This is a genomic window from Pseudomonas cerasi (assembly GCF_027983475.1).
Classification (GTDB): domain Bacteria; phylum Pseudomonadota; class Gammaproteobacteria; order Pseudomonadales; family Pseudomonadaceae; genus Aquipseudomonas; species Aquipseudomonas cerasi.
The window spans coordinates 1,786,881-1,805,068 of record NZ_JAQJVM010000001.1 but is presented as its reverse complement, the minus strand read 5'-3'; the positions used below and the strand labels follow the sequence as shown (position 1 = coordinate 1,805,068).

The window sequence follows — 18,188 nt, the reverse complement described above, 5'->3', positions numbered from 1 at the left end:
CCTGAGGTCTTTGTGAACCCTGCCGTCGCCCCGCCCACCCCAGACCTGAACACCCCGTCCGTACAGTCGTCGACACTGCCCGGCGATACCTACATCGAAAAGAACACGCCGCTTTTCAAACGCACTGCTCTGGCGCTGTTCGCTGGCGGGTTTTCGACCTTTACCCTGCTGTACTGCGTTCAGCCGATGATGCCGACGCTGTCCAACGAGTTCTCCCTGACGGCGGCACAAAGCAGCCTGATCCTGTCCGTCGCCACGGCAATGCTCGCCATCGGCCTGCTGATCACCGGGCCGATATCCGATCGGCTGGGGCGCAAGCCGGTGATGGTCATGGCGCTGTTCTGTGCGTCGCTGTTCACCATCGCCAGCGCCTTGATGCCCAGTTGGGAGGGCGTACTGATTACCCGCGCCCTGGTAGGCCTGTCACTGAGCGGCCTGGCCGCAGTGGCGATGACCTACCTGAGCGAGGAGATCCACCCCACCCATCTGGGTCTGGCGATGGGGCTGTATATCGGCGGCAGCGCCGTCGGTGGTATGAGCGGAAGGCTGATCGTCGGGGTGATGATCGACTATGTCAGCTGGCATGCGGCAATGCTGGTAGTTGGCGGGCTGGCGCTGATCGCCGCAGCGGTGTTCTGGAGGATCCTGCCGGCGTCACGCAACTTCCGCCCGCGCTCGCTGCACCCTCGCAGTCTGCTCGACGGGTTTGTGGTGCAGTTTCGCGATGCAGGCTTGCCGCTGCTGTTTCTGACCGGCTTTCTGCTGATGGGCGCATTCGTCACGCTGTTCAACTACATCGCCTACCGCTTTCTGAGCGCACCCTACAACCTGAGCCAGGCCGTGGTCGGGGTGTTTTCCGTGGTGTACCTGTCGGGCATCTACAGCTCGGCAAAGATCGGCTCGCTGGCTGACCGCCTTGGCCGCCGACAGGTGCTCTGGGCCGTGATCGTGATGATGCTGGCCGGCCTGCTGCTGACCCTGTTCACCCCGCTGCCGCTGGTGATCGTCGGCGTACTGATCTTCACTTTCGGCTTCTTCGGCGCACATTCGGTGGCCAGCAGCTGGGTCGGACGCAGGGCCACCACCGCCAGAGGCCAGGCCGCGTCCCTGTACCTGTTCTGTTACTACGCAGGCTCGAGCGTAGCCGGAACCGGCGGCGGCGTATTCTGGCACTACGCGGGATGGAACGGCATCGGGCTGTTTATCGGCGTGTTGCTGCTGATCGCCCTCGGGGTAGCGCTGCGGCTGGCAAGGTTGCAGCCGCTGGGGGCGAAGGTTTAGTCACCCGGCAGACGCAGGCGGATGGGGGGGACGCAATGGCACTCCCATCAGCCACCTAACCCCTTCCAAGAAATTTATTTTCATATATTTGTTTATATTTCGTTTTCGTGTAATTTATTTTCATCACGAAAGCAGAGATAAAAACAATGAATACCTGTGATCGCCCTGAAACGCCCCTGCTCCACCTTATTGCGTCATCCCTGCCGAGTACCCCCGAGTCGCCTTCAGGCTGACGGCTTCAGCTGTCGGTATTGCGCTCTCGCCTACCCATTCTGCAAGGAACCGCCGCTATGTCGCCGTCTCCCGGTATTTCGCTGTTGGTCTACGCCGCTGTCGCCATCATCGCCTTGATCGTGCTGATCGCGCGTTACCGCCTCAATCCGTTTATCGTCATTACGCTTGTTTCGGTCGGTCTGGCCCTGGTCGCGGGAATGCCGGCCAGTGGCGTGGTCGCCTCCTATGAAGCGGGGGTTGGCAAGACGCTGGGGCATATCGCGCTGGTCGTGGCGCTGGGCACCATGCTTGGCAAGATGATGGCCGAGTCTGGCGGCGCCGAGCAGGTGGCGCGCACTCTGATCGACCGCTTTGGTGAACGTAACGCGCACTGGGCCATGGTCTGCATTGCGTTTCTGGTGGGCTTGCCACTGTTCTTCGAAGTCGGCTTCGTTCTGCTGGTGCCGATTGCCTTTACCGTGGCCCGGCGTGTCGGGGTGTCGATTCTGATGGTCGGCCTGCCGATGGTCGCCGGTCTCTCGGTGGTGCATGCGCTGGTGCCGCCACACCCTGCTGCGATGCTCGCGGTGCAGGCGTATCAGGCGTCGGTGGGGCAAACGCTCTTCTACGCCATCCTGATCGGCATCCCCACGGCGATCATCGCCGGTCCGGTGTATGCCAAATTCATTGTGCCGCGCATCCACTTGCCAGCTGAAAACCCGCTGGCCAAGCAGTTTCTCGACCGCGAACCACGCCAGAAGCTGCCCAGCTTCGGCCTGACCATGGCCACGATTCTGCTGCCGGTGGTGCTGATGCTGCTGGGTGGCTGGGCCAACCTGATCAGCACACCGGGCAGTGCGTTCAATGGCTTTTTGCTGTTCATCGGCAACTCGGTGATCGCCCTGCTGCTGGCCACCCTGTTGAGTTTCTGGACGCTGGGCATCGCTCAGGGTTTCAACCGCGACTCGATCCTGAAATTCACCAATGAGTGCCTGGCACCGACTGCCAGCATCACGTTGCTGGTCGGTGCCGGTGGCGGTTTGAACCGTATTCTGGTCGACAGCGGTGTCACCAACCAGATCGTTGGTCTGGCGCAGGACTTTCATCTCTCACCCTTGCTGATGGGCTGGTTGTTCGCGGCACTGATGCGTGTAGCGACAGGCTCGGCGACGGTAGCAATGACCACCGCATCGGGCATTGTTGCGCCTGTCGCGCTGGGGCTGGGTTACCCGCACCCCGAATTGCTGGTGCTGGCGACGGGCGCAGGCTCGGTGATCTTTTCCCACGTCAACGACGGTGGTTTCTGGCTTATCAAGGAGTATTTCAATATGACCGTCGCGCAAACGTTCAAGACCTGGACGGTCTTGGAGACGCTGATTTCTGTCGTCGCTTTTGCCCTGACGCTGGGCCTGTCGCAGGTGCTTTGAGTGGACATTCTGTACCAGATACGTGCCCGTCAGGATTCCCTCAGCGCGGGAGAGGGACGAATCGCCAGGCTGTTGCTCAGCGATATCGCCTTCGCGGCCAGTGCCAGTCTGGATGAGCTGGCCAGCCGCGCCGAGGTCAGCAGTGCGACGCTGTCACGCTTCGCACGCAGCATCGGTTGTCGGGATCTGCGCGATTTGCGCCTGCAATTGGCCCAGGCCAGCGGCGTCGGCAGCCGCTTCCTTCATCCTGAACCGGCGCCGGAGCAGTCGGCGTTTTTCACCCGGATCGTCGACGACATCGAAGCGACCCTGCGCCAGCACTTGGCAGGCTTCGATGCAACACGCTTTGCCGCCGCCATCGCCTGTGTCGCCGACGCACGCATGATTCACACATTCGGCATGGGCGGTTGCTCCAGCCTGTGCAGCGAGGAACTGCAAACCCGGCTGGTGCGCCTGGGTTACCCGGTGGCCGCCTGCCGCGACCCGGTGATGATGCGCATGGTCGCCGCTACGCTTGGCCCACAACACAGCCTGATTGTCTGCTCGCTCAGCGGGCGTACACCGGAACTGCTCGACGCCGTGACCCTGGCCCGCAGCTACGGTGCCCGCGTGCTGGCCATCACGCTGCCTGACTCACCGTTGGCACAACTGGCCGAGGTTGTGCTGCCGCTGCAAATTGCTGAAACCAATTTCATCTATAAACCTACCGCAGCGCGTTACGGCATGCTGCTGACCATCGATGTGCTGGCCACTGAACTGGCGCTGGCGAGCCCTGAAGACAATCAGGAGCGGCTGCGCCGGATCAAGCTTGCGCTGGATGAATACCGTGGCGGTGAAGATGGCCTGCCGCTGGGAGACTGAACCATGCTTTATGACCTGATCATTCGCAACGCACTGGTCATCGACGGCAGTGACACGCCGGGGGTACGCGCCGATGTGGCGATCAGCGAAGGGCGCATCCAGCGCATCGGCAGTCTGGCCGGTTCCAGTGCCCGGGAAGAAATCGATGCGGCCGGTCGCGTGCTGGCCCCCGGATTCATCGATGTGCATACCCACGACGATACGGTGGTCATCCGCAAACCCGAGATGCTGCCGAAAATCAGCCAGGGCGTGACGACCGTCATCGTCGGCAACTGCGGGATCAGCGCGGCGCCGGTCTCGCTGAGCGGCAATCCGCCCGACCCGATGAACCTGCTGGGCGACGCCGCGGCGTTCGTCTATCCACGTTTCACCGACTACCGCGCGGCGGTTGAAAACGCCCGGCCCGCCGTTAACGTGGCGGCCCTGATCGGCCATACCGCCTTGCGCAGCAACCACATGGATGACTTGTTGCGCAGCGCCAGCCCGGAAGAAATCGCCGCGATGCGCGAGCAGTTGCGCGACAGCCTGGAAGCGGGCGCGCTGGGGTTGTCGACCGGCCTTGCCTACGCTTCGGCGTTCTCGGCCGAAACCAGCGAGGTCAAACAACTGGCTGAGGAACTCAGCGCGTTCGGCGCGATTTACACCACCCACCTGCGCAGCGAATTCGAGCCGGTGCTTGAGGCCATGGCAGAAGCATTCGATATAGGTCGCCATGCGCGCTCACCGGTCATCATCTCGCACATGAAATGCGCAGGTGCCGGCAACTGGGGACGCAGCCCGCAACTGCTGGCGGCCCTGGAAGAGGCCGCGCAGGACCATCCGGTAGGCTGCGACTGCTATCCCTATGCGGCCAGTTCTTCAACGCTGGACCTTAAACAGGTGACTGACGCATTTCGCATTACCATCACCTGGTCTACGCCACACCCGGATCAGGGCGGCAGGGATCTGCAGGACATTGCCGCCGACTGGGGGCTGTCATTGCTGGACGCCGCACGCAAGTTACAGCCTGCGGGTGCGGTGTACTACGGCATGGATGAGGGCGACGTCGAACGCATCATGTCTCACCCGCTGGCGATGATCGGCTCCGATGGCCTTCCGGAAGACCCGTTTCCTCATCCGCGCCTGTGGGGCGCGTTCCCGAGAGTGCTTGGGCATTTCAGCCGCGACAAGGGGCTGTTTGCGTTGCACACCGCCGTACACAAAATGACCGGGCTGTCAGCCGCGCGCTTCGCCTTGCACGAACGCGGCCTTATTCGCGAGGGTTACTGGGCGGATCTGGTGTTGTTCAACCCGCAAACCGTGCGCGACGTGGCGGATTTCAAAGACCCTCAGCGAGCGGCGCAGGGCATCGACGGTGTCTGGGTCAACGGTCGCCTGAGCTACGCAGAAGGCAAGGCGCAAGGCGAGCGCCAAGGTAGATTCCTGCCACGCAGCGGTTCGCTGCGGCAGGGCTTTGCGGATGCAAAAGCGCCGACGTAGTCGTCGGCGCTTAAATCAATCGATGCGTCGTGAGGCATCGACGCCTCGTTGGCTCGGCAATTACTGGTGATACTGCGCCGACAACTCGTGCACTGCATTGATGAACGCGCCGGCATTCGCCGGGTCGACTTCAGGGGTGATGCCGTGGCCGAGGTTGAAGACGTGCCCGGTGCCGCTGCCGTAGCTGGCAAGGATGCGTGCGACTTCCTGGCGGATGGCTTCCGGGCGGGCGTACAGCACGGTCGGGTCCATGTTGCCTTGCAGCGAAACCTTGCTGCCGACACGCTGACGCGCTTCGCCGATGTCACAGGTCCAGTCCAGCCCGAGGGTGTCCGCACCGATGTCGGCAATGCTTTCCAGCCACAGACCGCCACCTTTGGTGAACACGATCACTGGCACCTTGCGCCCGTCGTTTTCGCGAATCAGGCCGTTGACGATCTTGCGCATGTAGGCCAGCGAGAACTCCTGATACGCCGCCGAAGACAGGCTGCCGCCCCAGCTGTCGAAGATCTGCACGGCTTGCGCACCGGCCAGAATCTGGCCATTGAGGTAGGAGGTCACTGACTGCGCCAGCTTGTCGAGCAGCAGGTGCATCGCTTGCGGGTTGTCGTAGAGCATGGCCTTGGATTTGCGGAAGTCTTTTGACGAACCGCCCTCGACCATGTAGGTCGCCAGCGTCCACGGGCTGCCGGCGAAACCGATCAGCGGTACGCGACCGTTGAGTTCGCGGCGAATGGTGCTGACCGCATCCATCACGTAGCCCAGGTCCTGCTGCGCATCGGGGATCGGCAACGCTTCGATGTCGGCCAGCGTGCTGACGGTTTTCCTGAAGCGCGGGCCTTCGCCGGTTTCGAAGTACAGCCCCTGCCCCATTGCATCGGGAATGGTCAGGATGTCGGAGAACAGAATCGCCGCGTCCAGCGGGTAGCGATCCAGCGGCTGCAAAGTGACTTCACAGGCGAACTGCGGGTTCTTGCACAGGCTCATGAAGTCCCCGGCACTGGCGCGGCTGGCGCGGTATTCCGGCAGGTAGCGACCTGCCTGACGCATCATCCATACCGGCGTGACGTCTACGGGTTGCTTGAGCAAAGCGCGAAGGAAACGGTCGTTCTTCAGGGCAGTCATGTCGGCATCCGCAATAAAAGTGCCGGCATTTTCTCAGAGCTCGACGCAAAAGGCACGGCGAGAGCCGTGCCTTTTGTCTATCGTGCCGATTTGCTGTCGTTATGCACGGGCATGCGCCTTCAGAACCGGCTGATTTCCGTCACATTTGCTTATGGTTGAGGATATCGAAAGGCTCGAGCATGCCTTTTTCCACACGCTTGAGCACCAGACGCCAATCCCCTCTCCCGGTGCTATCGCCAATGGAGGGCAAGTCCAGGAAAAAAAACTTTGCGTTTTTATCCAGTTTATTTTTTGCAGTGGGTTTCCATCTATGCAGGTGAGCGGCGCCATCAAGAACGTACTTCTCAACAGCATTCTTGACTGAGGCTTCCAGGTCTTTGGCCTGTATCTCCTTATCCGCTCTTTTGAATTCGGCAGCGTTGAAAAAATCACTCATGTGTATTTTGTACCTGAGTTTTCCAGCACTCTTGCCCGGTGTATCCGTACCGTTCCCTGTTTCCGTGGGCAGCTTGGTTATCCGGTGTCTGCCGCCACCGCGCAAACCGGCCGACGCGTGTACCCAGACACCTTGATCGTCGAGCTGGATCGGCAGTTGGTAATACGCATCCGGTCGCCGCGAATCAATAACCCGCCATGCCGCACAATCTGAGTCGTATCTGACGGCATAGACTTTTTCCTGTTGCACGGCGTAAAAGCGACTCGGTACACCTTCTTGAGCCTTCTCATGGATGCTCCGGTAAATCCCGTCACTGCGCGCTTTCAGCCCGACAGGCGTTTTGGATACCGCTGTTTTCGGATCGAGCACAGAGCGGCCAACCGTTGCCGTAGAAGATGTTCTGACCCGCCGCCCTTTTGACAACGTCAGCCCATCGGCCAGCAACAATGCCGCCTGAACCAAATACAACGGGGCACTCCCCTGTTCGCTGGACTTCTTTCCAACGCCCTGCCAGATAGCGTAAAAACTGCGAAGGGCAGCGATCGGCAGTTGCACTTTAAAAGGTGTGAAGGTGAGGAGGATGTCGCCAACGGTTTTGGTGATTTCCCAGGCACTTTCCCAATAGGTTTCCCAGTTGGTATTGGTCTGTTCATCGACAGCAGAAATGACCCGTGCGACTTCAGACTCATAGACCACCTCAAGAAAACTCCCGGTACACGGCTGCAGTTCCATGAACAGCGTGTCACGGCCAGCGGTCAGTACCTGCCTGACATCGGCCTGTGAGGCCAAAGGTGCCCTGCTCACCAGGTAGTTCAGCAATTCGGGCTCAAGCAATATCCGCTGCCGGAACTCCTGCGTATCGCTCATTTCCCGGAAGCACATGCCGTCAGGAGCCTGCGGGGTAAAAACCACCACGTTGGCGACGCTGGCGCGCGACTCGGTGCCGATCACCAATACACCACTCAATGACACGCCATTGATGGATAACTGGCTGACCTGAATACGATGCCCCTCCACCGTCGCGCGATCATCACTGTCAACTGGGTGATCGAGCACAGCGGCAACCCATTTGTAGCCTCTGTTCGCCAGCTCGGGAGGAAGCCCGCCATCGCCCAGAAAGTCTCCCGCCATTTTCGCTTCGATCGCGTCGAGGCGCATTTGTGCGCGCATGACGCGTGCATAACGCTCACGGTGCCATTGTCCTGCCGCCGACGTGGACAGGACTATGCTGAGGTACCTTGAGTAATCTTCACCAATGTTCAGCTCACGAATCAGGCCGAACAGATAACCGGCGTTGAGGAAACTGAGCAGTTGCCCCTGATCGTCAAACGCGCGACCGGTGAGTAGAAAGTTGATATTGGTGAGTGCAATGTTTTCCAGCGACAGATCTGTAAGGCTGCGCTCTTGCGTTTCGTAATGCGGCTCCAGCTCGGAAGGGCCGACATATTCATAATCGATATCAATGCCGATGCCCGGATCAATCTCGACGCTGGTGGTATGAACGCTGATGCGGTCAGGATCCACTGTAATGCCGTGGTCGAGCAAAATTCGCTCTTGCAGTTTTCCCCGCGCGTAGTTACGCAACCGGTCAGGCTGTCCGTAAACGGAAGGATCCGGCAGGTCAGGTGCCTGGGCTTCGAGCAACGCCTGGCTGTAGTCCTGCACCGCCACTTTCCAGCTTTGTTTTTCGACATCGGTCGCGTTCGCGAACCAGTCAGGCAGACAATCGTTTTCGATTTCAGTGGGTTGCTCAGGGTCGAACCAGCCGCGATTTTTCTCAATGGCACGCCGGGTCAGAACGTCGCGAATGCCTTTCACATCCTGCTCGAACTGCATGCCCAGCGCAAAACGCTCTTCGGCTTTCAGTTGCGAACTGATCGCAAGATAGAAGCTGTCGGTACCCGGCTTGAATGAGAAAAACCCGCCGCTTTCGGTGTCCCGAGCACTGTAGTTGCCGTAGCCGTCATGCAGCAGAACGATACGGGTATCGTCAGGGTCTTCCGGAAAATACTCGCTCTCGCCGGGTTCGAAGATCACCAGCTCTCGCCCCGATTCGGCAGTCAGCAACTCTCTGATGATCTCGCGGGCCAGCTCATCCGTGTAGGTATTGAAGCTCCGCGTTCGCGACAGGCCGTCGATAGCCAGACTGCTGCTCCACTCATCCAGAGAAATGCTCATCGCCTCGTCGAAAGACTCCGGCAGAACAACATTATCCAGAAAGTCAGCTTCTTCCTGCTCTGTCAGCGGCATCTGCTCCAACAGTCCTTCGAGACGACCGGCCGGAACATCCGGGTATAAAGCGCATAGCTCGCTCAGGACCGCAGAAAGCAGAGTCTGCTGACGAACCCACAGTGGCAGGAAAGGATTGCGTGTGCGGGTATCCAGTTGCCCCTTCGAGGCGCCCTCATCGGCCGCCACCAGTGCATCGAATAACAGCGGCCTTTGGTCATTTGCCAGACCCGCTATTTGCTCGCGCAGGGTAACGATTCGTCCGTCATCACTGTGACTGCCGGGAAAGTTGCCACCCATGCCGAGACTGGAACCTGCCGGCAACTGACTGAACACCCAGTGCAGCAACGGCTCATCATTGGAGACCGGAACATCATCCGGAACGATATAGGCATCGGCGTTTTGCATCAGGACGATGCTGCCTTGAACGGCGCTTTCATCGCTGCCTTTCAAAAAGACCGCGAGCACTTCGTCGTTTTCGTTGTGAATCCTGATAGACAGGTCGGCAGGCCAGTCAGGCAACTGAACCAGCAAGGCGAATAACGCATCTTCACCGCCTTCAGGGAAAAAGTTCTTCTCTGTAAAGCGCCCGATGAATTGGTCGATTATCCGGTCCGCGCGTTCTCGAGCCCGGTGTTCGCGTACGGCAACCGTACTGGGCGTGAACCTGTCCGGACCGAGAAGTTTCTGTTCTTTGGATAGAGCAAGTTTGCCCATGGGGGCGGCTTTCAACATGGCTATTTCCTTATAGCGACATGGATGGCGGGAGTGCCTGCACGGCAATTGGCATCCCGATGAAAGCGCAACAGCGTAACGCCTTCCGGAAGCAGAAACCGAGGGCAGAAACAAGGCGTTAACAATCGAGTATCGCGCCCCTTACGAACAGGTCGTGATCGGAGAATCGGGGTTGTTTCAGAAGATCTCAAACCCGCCACGTCGAGCGCACACGCGCCTGACGCATTCAAAGCGCAGGAAACAGGCAAAAACGACTATTCATCACTGCCTTCCCCGGTGGAAGCGCTCTTCCTGAGCGAGTTACACCGAGTCCAGAGAGTAAGTGCCGGGCGGGATGTCAGAGACATTGGCACAGTGCATACGAAGGGTAGACGCTTGTTGTCGGGGTGCGCGTCAGTAACGACACACCCCGGCAACACCAGACTCAGACGCCCAGGTAATCCAGAATCCCTTCAGCCGCATTACGGCCTTCGAAGATAGCGGTCACCACCAGGTCGGAGCCGCGCACCATGTCGCCACCGGCGAATATCTTCGGGTTGCTGGTCTGGTGCTTGTACTGTGCCTGTTCCGGGGCCACGACACGGCCCTGGCTGTCGGTGCTGATGGTGAACTGCTCGAACCATGGCGCCGGGCTTGGGCGGAAGCCGAAGGCGATGACCACGGCTTCTGCCGGGATGATCTCTTCGGAGCCCGGAATCGGCTCGGGACTGCGACGACCACGGGCATCCGGTTCGCCCAGGCGCGTCTCGACCACTTTCACGCCTTCAACCTTGCCCTCGCCGATGATGGCGATAGGCTGACGGTTGTAGAGGAACTTCACGCCTTCTTCCTTGGCGTTTTTCACTTCCTTGCGCGAGCCAGGCATGTTTTCTTCGTCGCGGCGGTAGGCGCAGGTCACTGACTTGGCGCCCTGGCGGATCGAGGTGCGGTTGCAGTCCATCGCCGTGTCACCACCGCCCAGAACCACGACCCGCTTGCCCTTCATGTCGACGAAGTCTTCCGGCGCCTTTTCGAAGCCCAGGTTGCGGTTGACGTTGGCAATCAGGAAGTCGAGCGCATCGTGCACACCCGGCAGATCCTCACCGGGGAAGCCGCCTTTCATGTAGGTGTAGGTGCCCATACCCATGAACACCGCATCGTATTCTTCGAGCAGTTGATCGATGGTGACATCCTTGCCGACTTCGGTATTTAGCCGGAATTCGATGCCCATGCCGGTGAACACTTCACGGCGATGGCTCAGCACGGATTTCTCCAGCTTGAATTCCGGGATGCCGAAGGTCAGCAGACCGCCGATTTCCGGGTTCTTGTCGAACACCACCGGGGTCACGCCGCCACGCACCAGCACGTCGGCACAGCCCAGGCCCGCAGGCCCTGCGCCGATGATCGCGACGCGCTTGCCGGTGGGCACGACTTTGGACATGTCCGGACGCCAGCCCATCGCGAAAGCAGTGTCGGTGATGTACTTCTCGACCGAACCGATGGTCACCGCACCGAAACCGTCGTTCAGTGTGCAGGCACCTTCACACAGGCGATCCTGCGGGCACACGCGGCCGCAGACTTCCGGCAGGGTGTTGGTCTGGTGCGACAATTCCGCAGCCGCGAGGATATTGCCCTCGGCGACCAGCTTGAGCCAGTTGGGAATGAAGTTGTGCACCGGGCACTTCCATTCGCAGTACGGGTTGCCGCAGCCCAGGCAGCGGTGCGCCTGATCGGCAGACTGCTGGGGCTTGAAAGGCTCGTAGATTTCCACGAACTCTTTCTTGCGTTGACGCAGCAGTTTCTTCTTCGGGTCTTTACGTCCGACGTCGATGAACTGGAAGTCGTTACTGAGACGTTCAGCCATTCTCTGGAGCCTCTTTGCAGCAGCTTCAGGTTACAAGCCTGAAGCTGCGGGAATCATGATCGCAGGCAATTGGCGCACTGCTGTTAACGTGCGGCGTGAAGCTCGCCGCTCGCAGCTGCTGTTATTGCGGGTTGGCCCGAGTGCTGGAGAGCAGCGATTTCAGGTTGGCAGCCTTGGGCTTGACCAGCCAGAAACGACGCAGGTAATCGTCCAGGTTTTCCGCGATATTACGGCCCCATTCGCTGTCGGTTTCCGCGACGTACTCATTCAGGACGCTTTGCAGGTGAGTGCGGTAAGCCTCCATCGATTCGCCGCTGATACGCTGGATCTCGACCAGTTCATGGTTGACGAGGTCAACGAAGGTGTTGTCCAGGTCGAGCACGTAGGCAAAACCACCGGTCATGCCGGAACCGAAGTTATAGCCGGTCTTGCCCAGTACGCAGACGAAACCACCCGTCATGTATTCGCAGCAATGATCGCCAGTGCCTTCAACGACAGTGTGGGCACCGGAGTTACGCACAGCGAAACGCTCGCCAGCCGTGCCCGCTGCAAACAGCTTGCCGCCAGTTGCGCCGTACAGGCAGGTGTTACCGATAATCGCGCTTTCGTTGGTCTTGAACGGGCTGCCCTTGGGCGGCACGATCACCAGCTTGCCAGCGGTCATGCCCTTGCCGACGTAGTCGTTGGCATCGCCTTCCAGATACATGTTCAGGCCACCGGCGTTCCACACCCCGAAGCTCTGGCCGGCAGTGCCCTTGAAGCGGAAGGTGACAGGTGCCTTGTTCATGCCCTGGTTGCCATGCAGTCTGGCGATTTCGCCGGAGATGCGCGCGCCGATCGAACGGTCGCAGTTGCAGATCTCCAGTTCGTAGTCGCCGCCGCTGAGCGCCTCGATGGCCGGCCTGGCCATCTCCACCATCTTCTCGGCCAGCAGGCCCTTGTCGAACGGCGGGTTGCGATCCACCAGGCTGAACTGAGGCTTGTCGGCCGGAATATGGTCGCTGCCCAGCAAGGGTGTCAGGTCCAGATGCTGCTGCTTCTCGGTTTCGCCCGGCAGGATGTTCAGCAGGTCGGTACGGCCGATCAGCTCTTCCAGCGAGCGAACACCCAGCCTGGCCAGCCATTCGCGGGTTTCTTCTGCCACGTAGGTGAAGAAGTTGATCACCATGTCGACGGTGCCGATGTAGTGGTCCTTGCGCAGCTTTTCGTTCTGGGTCGCTACCCCGGTGGCGCAGTTGTTCAAGTGGCAGATACGCAGGTATTTGCAGCCCAGCGCGATCATCGGCGCGGTGCCGAAGCCGAAGCTTTCGGCCCCGAGGATGGCAGCCTTGATCACGTCCAGGCCGGTTTTCAGACCACCGTCCGTTTGTACCCGAACCTTGCCGCGCAGGTCGTTGCCGCGCAGGGTCTGGTGAGTTTCGGCCAGCCCGAGCTCCCACGGTGCGCCGGCGTATTTGATCGAGGTCAGTGGCGATGCACCGGTGCCACCGTCGTAACCGGAAATGGTGATCAGGTCGGCGTAGGCCTTGGCGACACCGGCGGCAATGGTGCCGACGCCCGCTTCTGCCACCAGCTTGACCGACACCAGCGCCGCCGGGTTGACCTGTTTCAGGTCAAAAATCAGCTGCGACAAGTCTTCGATGGAATAGATGTCGTGGTGCGGTGGCGGCGAAATCAGCGTCACACCCGGCACCGCATAACGCAGCTTGGCGATCAGCCCATTGACCTTGCCGCCCGGCAATTGCCCGCCCTCGCCCGGCTTGGCGCCCTGCGCAACCTTGATCTGCAGCACATCGGCATTGACCAGGTACTCGGGCGTCACGCCAAAGCGGCCCGTCGCGATCTGCTTGATCTTGGAGCTGCGGACCGTGCCGTAACGAGCCGGGTCTTCGCCACCCTCACCGGAGTTGGAGCGCGCGCCCAGACGGTTCATCGCCTCGGCCAGCGCTTCGTGGGCCTCGGGCGACAAGGCACCCAGCGAAATACCGGCCGAGTCGAAGCGCTTGAGGATTTCGCTGAGCGGCTCGATTTCGTCGATGTTCAAGGGCTGATCGAGTGTCTTGACCTGCAGCAGGTCGCGAATCATCGACACCGGACGCTGGTCCACCAGCGAGGTGTATTCCTTGAACTTGCTGTAGTCGCCCTGCTGCACGGCAGCCTGCAGGGTGCTGACCACATCCGGGTTGTAGGCGTGGTATTCGCCACCAAACACGAACTTGAGCAGGCCGCCTTGCTGGATCGGCTTGCGCGGGCTCCAGGCTTCGGCAGCCAGCGCCTTCTGTTCGGCTTCGATGTCGACGAAACGCGCGCCCTTCAGGCGGCTCGGCACACCGCGGAAGCTGACATCGCAGACTTCCTCGGACAGGCCGATGGCTTCAAACAACTGCGCGCCACGGTAGGACGCAACGGTCGAGATGCCCATCTTCGAGAGGATCTTGAGCAGGCCCTTGGTGATGCCTTTGCGATAGTTCTTGAAGACTTCGTACAGATCGCCCAGCACTTCGCCGGTACGGATCAGGTCGCCCAGCACTTCGTAAGCCAGGAACGGATAGACCGCCGAGGCGCCGAAGCCGATCAGCACGGCGAAATGGTGCGGGTCACGCGCCGTCGCGGTTTCGACCAGAATGTTACTGTCGCAGCGCAGGCCCTGTTCGGTCAGACGGTGGTGAACCGCGCCGACCGCCAGTGAAGCGTGCACCGGCAGTTTGCCCGGTGCGATGTGTCGGTCGCTCAACACGATCAGCGTATGACCGGAACGCACGGCCTCTTCGGCCTGGTCGGCAACGCTGCGCACAGCGGCTTCAAGACCCAGGCTTTCATCGTAGTTCAGGTCAATGATATGACGCTCGAAGCCCGGACGCTCCAGGTTCATCAGCGACCGCCACTTGGCTGGCGAAATGACCGGCGAACTGAGGATCACGCGCGAGGCGTGCTCCGGCGATTCCTGGAAGATGTTGCGCTCGGCACCGAGGCAGATTTCCAGCGACATGACGATGGCTTCGCGCAGCGGGTCGATCGGCGGGTTGGTCACCTGCGCGAACTGCTGGCGGAAGTAGTCGTAAGGCGAACGCACACGACGCGACAACACAGCCATTGGCGTGTCATCACCCATCGAGCCTACGGCTTCCTGGCCCTGCTCACCCAGCGGACGCAGCACCTGATCACGCTCTTCGAACGTGACCTGATACATCTTCATGTACTGCTTGAGCTGCTCGCTGTCGTAAAAAGCCGAACCGTGGTCGTTGTCTTCCATGGTGGCCTGAATGCGCAGGGCATTCTTGCGCAGCCATTGCTTGTACGGATGACGCGACTTGAGGCGGTTGTCGATGGCGTCGGTGTCGAGGATCTGACCGGTTTCGGTGTCCACGGCAAAGATCTGCCCAGGGCCGACGCGGCCCTTGGCGATGACGTCTTCAGGCTTGTAGTCCCATACGCCGATTTCCGACGCCAGGGTGATGTAGCCGTTCTTGGTGGTGACCCAGCGCGCCGGGCGCAGGCCGTTGCGGTCGAGCAGGCAGACCGCATGACGACCTTCGGTCATGACCACGCCCGCAGGGCCGTCCCACGGCTCCATGTGCATGGAGTTGTACTCATAGAACGCCCGCAGGTCCGGGTCCATGGTCTCGACGTTCTGCCACGCAGGCGGAATGATCATGCGCACGCCACGGAACAGGTCGATGCCGCCGGTGACCATCAGCTCGAGCATGTTGTCCATGCTCGACGAGTCAGAACCCACGCGGTTGACCAGCGGGCCCAGCTCGTCCAGGTCCATCAGATCGTTGGTGAACTTGGTGCGTCGCGCCTGCGCCCAGTTGCGGTTGCCGGTAATGGTGTTGATCTCGCCGTTGTGGGCGAGGAAGCGGAACGGCTGCGCCAGCGGCCATTTCGGCAGGGTATTGGTGGAAAAACGCTGGTGGAACACGCAGATAGCGGTCTGCAGACGCTCGTCGCTCAGGTCCGGGAAGAAGGCCGTGAGGTCGGCCGGCATCATCAGGCCTTTATAAATGATGGTCTTGTGCGAAAAGCTGCAGATGTAGTGATCGGTATCTGCGGCGTTGGACACCGACGAGCGGCGACGCGCACTGAACAGTTTGATGGCGAATTCCTGATCGCTCAGGCCTTCACCGCCAATGAATACCTGCTCGATTTTCGGCAGGCGCTCCAGCGCCAGACGACCCAGAACGCTGGTATCGATCGGCACCTGACGCCAGCCCACCAGATCCAGGCCCTCGGCGAGGATTTCACGGTTCATGTTTTCGCGTGCGGCGTCGGCCTTGGCGTCGTCCTGATTGAGGAACACCATGCCCACAGCGTATTGGCGGGGCAGATCGACGGCGAAGTGTTCCTTGGCGATCGCACGCAGGAAGCCGTCGGGCTTCTGAATCAACAGACCGCAACCGTCGCCGGTCTTGCCGTCGGCGTTGATACCGCCACGGTGGGTCATGCAGGTCAGGGCCTGAACGGCCGTCTGCAACAGGTGATGACTGGGCTCGCCCTGCATATGAGCGATCAGGCCGAAGCCGCAGTTATCCTTGAATTCATCTGGTTGGTACAGACCTGCTTTCATAGACACTTTCTCACCAGGCTGCCTCTATTCGAGGCAAATTTCCTTTTAATTCAACCAATTACCTGTCACGCCGAACGTGCGCCAGCTTCGGACAGGCAAAACGGAGGTCATTGTACACAGCGACACAAGGGCTAACAAATTTAACGACGACTGGCTGATAATCAATGTCGCAATTATGAAAGTTTTAAAACGGGTCGCTGTGCTAGTCAAAGTATTTCTTCGTGAATCTGACTGACGCGACGGGAGACTGTAAGGCGCTTGTAACGCAGACGCCGCAAGGCGCGCCGACATGCGGCGCGCTCAGGCGGGTTAAGTCAGGTAGGTCGGCGGGCGGCCCGGGTAGGGCCGCTGCGACTTCAACGAGTGGCGCCGAGCTCTTGTTGGACGCTGGCGACAGTACGAGGCCAAGGTTTACCAGCCTGAACCTTGGCTGGCAATACCTTGATGGCTGCCAGGGCGGCAGCACGGTCAGGAAAGTTGCCGTACGTCACGACGTACAGCGGCTTGCCCTGCAGGGTTTTCTTGAAATAACGATACTCGCCACCCTGCTCTGCAACGTAGGCCTGAGCCGTCGCTTCGGAGCTGGTGCCGAGGATCTGGACCACGTAGTGACCGGGTGCCTGGCTGCTGTACCAGCTACCGCCGGCAGCCGGTTTGGCCGCCGCCGCTGCCGGTTTTTCAGCAGGCTTGGCAGCCGGAGCCGGAGTCGGGGCAGGCTTGGCTGTCGCGACCTGAGTCTGCGCAGGGGCCGGCTTGGCGGCTGGCGCAGGTGCCGGGGTCGGTGCAGGGATGGACGAGCGAGGCGTCTGTGCTGCGGCCTGACCTGCCGGTACACCCGCTGGCGGCGCCGTAGTGGTGACGGTCGGCGGCTGTGCAGGCGAACCTGTCGGCACTGCGTCTTCGTCGGAATCACTGGACCCGGCAGCCTCGGCCAGAGGACCGCGCATCACCGGCTGAGAGCCATTCATCGGTAGCGGCATCGGCTGGGAGTTACCAGCGAATTCGATGGCCGGGCTGCCGTTATTCGATTGTTGAGCAGTTGGCTTGCCTTCACCCAGCGGCAGTTGCGCCTGAGCGGAAGCCGGGGCATTGGCGGGTGTACCCGTCTTGTCGCCGCGACCCGGGATCAGCACGGCTGCTGCCACGGCCACTATGACAACGGCACCCAAGGCCAATACGTGTTTTTTCGGCATTTTGAACCCCACACTTGGGCGCTTGACCGCGGAACGACTCGCGATCATCGCCTCGATCATTGAATCGCGGGCTACCTGGTTGATTGCGCCAGGCCAGCCATCGGACTGTTCATGAATATCGGTGATCTGGTCGGCGGTGAACAACGCGATTCCCTGCCCTGCACCCTCCAGACGCTGAGCCAGATACTCCCGGGTTTCCTCTTCCGTATAGGGTTGCAGCTCGATGACGTGAAAGCGTTCGCCTTCGACATCACCCTGCAGGTCGGCACACATCTGATCGAGACGATCGAGCAGCGATGGCTCTCCGAACAGGAATACATGCGGACGCCCTTCAGGCGTTCCCGCAGCAAGACCCAGCAACGCTTCGAGCGCCGAATCGCCAAGTTGTTCCGCATCGTCAACCAGCAGGTAGACTTCCTGGCCGGTCAGCCCGAGCTGCACGACCTGCGACAGGATCGACTGCATTTCAGCCTGCGCGACGCTCAGCGCCTGCGCGACCTGCTGCAGCACGCCTGCCGCATCACCTGCACCGCGCGCAGAAATCACGACACTTTGCACCGACTGCTTGTTGGTGCTCGCCACCAGCGCCTGGCGCAGCAGGGTCTTGCCGCTGCCCTGAGGCCCGGTGACCGCCAGCAGCAGCTGGCTGTAGCGCGCCAGATGATGAAGCTGACCCAGCACAGGCTTGCGTTGGGCAGGAAAGAATTTGAAGCCAGGTACCCGCGCAGCAAAGGGGTCATGACTCAACTGATAATGGCCGAGGAAGGCCTCGTCGGCATGCAAACTAGTCATGGGGTTT

At 60.5% G+C, this 18,188-nt stretch carries 9 protein-coding genes; 4 read left to right on the top strand and 5 right to left on the bottom strand.

Annotated features, from left to right (window positions below; genetic code table 11):
* Positions 1–12 precede the first annotated feature (12 nt).
* The 4 genes from PI739_RS07820 to PI739_RS07805 all read left to right on the top strand — a co-directional run bounded on the left by PI739_RS07820 (position 13) and on the right by PI739_RS07805 (position 5,261).
* Positions 13–1,281, top strand: a complete 1,269-nt coding sequence (locus tag PI739_RS07820; protein ID WP_074806878.1) for an MFS transporter — start codon at positions 13–15, stop codon at positions 1,279–1,281.
* A 290-nt stretch (positions 1,282–1,571) separates the two neighbouring features.
* Positions 1,572–2,921 carry a GntP family permease gene (locus tag PI739_RS07815; RefSeq protein ID WP_054081263.1) on the top strand — a complete coding sequence of 450 codons (1,350 nt, stop codon included), beginning with the start codon at positions 1,572–1,574 and terminating at the stop codon, positions 2,919–2,921.
* Positions 2,922–3,782 (top strand): MurR/RpiR family transcriptional regulator, encoded by an 861-nt coding sequence (locus PI739_RS07810; protein WP_003432135.1) that lies wholly within the window; start codon positions 2,922–2,924, stop codon positions 3,780–3,782. It begins immediately after the preceding gene.
* 3 nt (positions 3,783–3,785) lie between these two features.
* The gene (locus PI739_RS07805; protein ID WP_054081262.1) at positions 3,786–5,261 is read left to right on the top strand and encodes an N-acyl-D-amino-acid deacylase family protein; all 1,476 of its coding nucleotides are present in this window, start codon (positions 3,786–3,788) and stop codon (positions 5,259–5,261) included.
* Between the two features lie 60 nt (positions 5,262–5,321).
* Here the strand turns inward: PI739_RS07805 and hemE are convergent, their stop codons facing one another.
* The 5 genes from hemE to PI739_RS07780 form a co-directional block, all read right to left on the bottom strand.
* Positions 5,322–6,386 (bottom strand): uroporphyrinogen decarboxylase, encoded by a 1,065-nt coding sequence (gene hemE / locus PI739_RS07800; RefSeq protein ID WP_003366016.1) that lies wholly within the window; start codon positions 6,384–6,386, stop codon positions 5,322–5,324.
* 139 nt (positions 6,387–6,525) lie between these two features.
* Positions 6,526–9,786, bottom strand: coding sequence for a dermonecrotic toxin domain-containing protein (locus PI739_RS07795; protein ID WP_054081261.1), 3,261 nt, complete (start codon positions 9,784–9,786; stop codon positions 6,526–6,528).
* A gap of 424 nt (positions 9,787–10,210) precedes the next feature.
* Complete coding sequence (locus tag PI739_RS07790) at positions 10,211–11,629, bottom strand: FAD-dependent oxidoreductase (protein WP_010438787.1); 1,419 nt, start codon at positions 11,627–11,629, stop codon at positions 10,211–10,213.
* 121 nt (positions 11,630–11,750) lie between these two features.
* A complete protein-coding gene (gene gltB, locus PI739_RS07785; RefSeq protein ID WP_271351655.1) occupies positions 11,751–16,196 on the bottom strand; it encodes a glutamate synthase large subunit in 4,446 nt (1,481 codons plus the stop codon).
* A gap of 356 nt (positions 16,197–16,552) precedes the next feature.
* Positions 16,553–18,181, bottom strand: a complete 1,629-nt coding sequence (locus PI739_RS07780; RefSeq protein WP_003432141.1) for an SPOR domain-containing protein — start codon at positions 18,179–18,181, stop codon at positions 16,553–16,555.
* Between the last annotated feature and the right edge of the window lie 7 nt (positions 18,182–18,188).

What these genes read in the sequence shown, in the direction of transcription:
- PI739_RS07780 (WP_003432141.1), bottom strand. Translation starts at nt 18,181, where the DNA reads ATGACTAGTTTGCATGCCGACGAGGCCTTCCTCGGCCATTATCAGTTG.
- hemE (WP_003366016.1), bottom strand. Translation starts at nt 6,386, where the DNA reads ATGACTGCCCTGAAGAACGACCGTTTCCTTCGCGCTTTGCTCAAGCAA.
- PI739_RS07815 (WP_054081263.1), top strand. Translation starts at nt 1,572, where the DNA reads ATGTCGCCGTCTCCCGGTATTTCGCTGTTGGTCTACGCCGCTGTCGCC.
- gltB (WP_271351655.1), bottom strand. Translation starts at nt 16,196, where the DNA reads ATGAAAGCAGGTCTGTACCAACCAGATGAATTCAAGGATAACTGCGGC.
- PI739_RS07790 (WP_010438787.1), bottom strand. Translation starts at nt 11,629, where the DNA reads ATGGCTGAACGTCTCAGTAACGACTTCCAGTTCATCGACGTCGGACGT.
- PI739_RS07795 (WP_054081261.1), bottom strand. Translation starts at nt 9,786, where the DNA reads ATGTTGAAAGCCGCCCCCATGGGCAAACTTGCTCTATCCAAAGAACAG.
- PI739_RS07805 (WP_054081262.1), top strand. Translation starts at nt 3,786, where the DNA reads ATGCTTTATGACCTGATCATTCGCAACGCACTGGTCATCGACGGCAGT.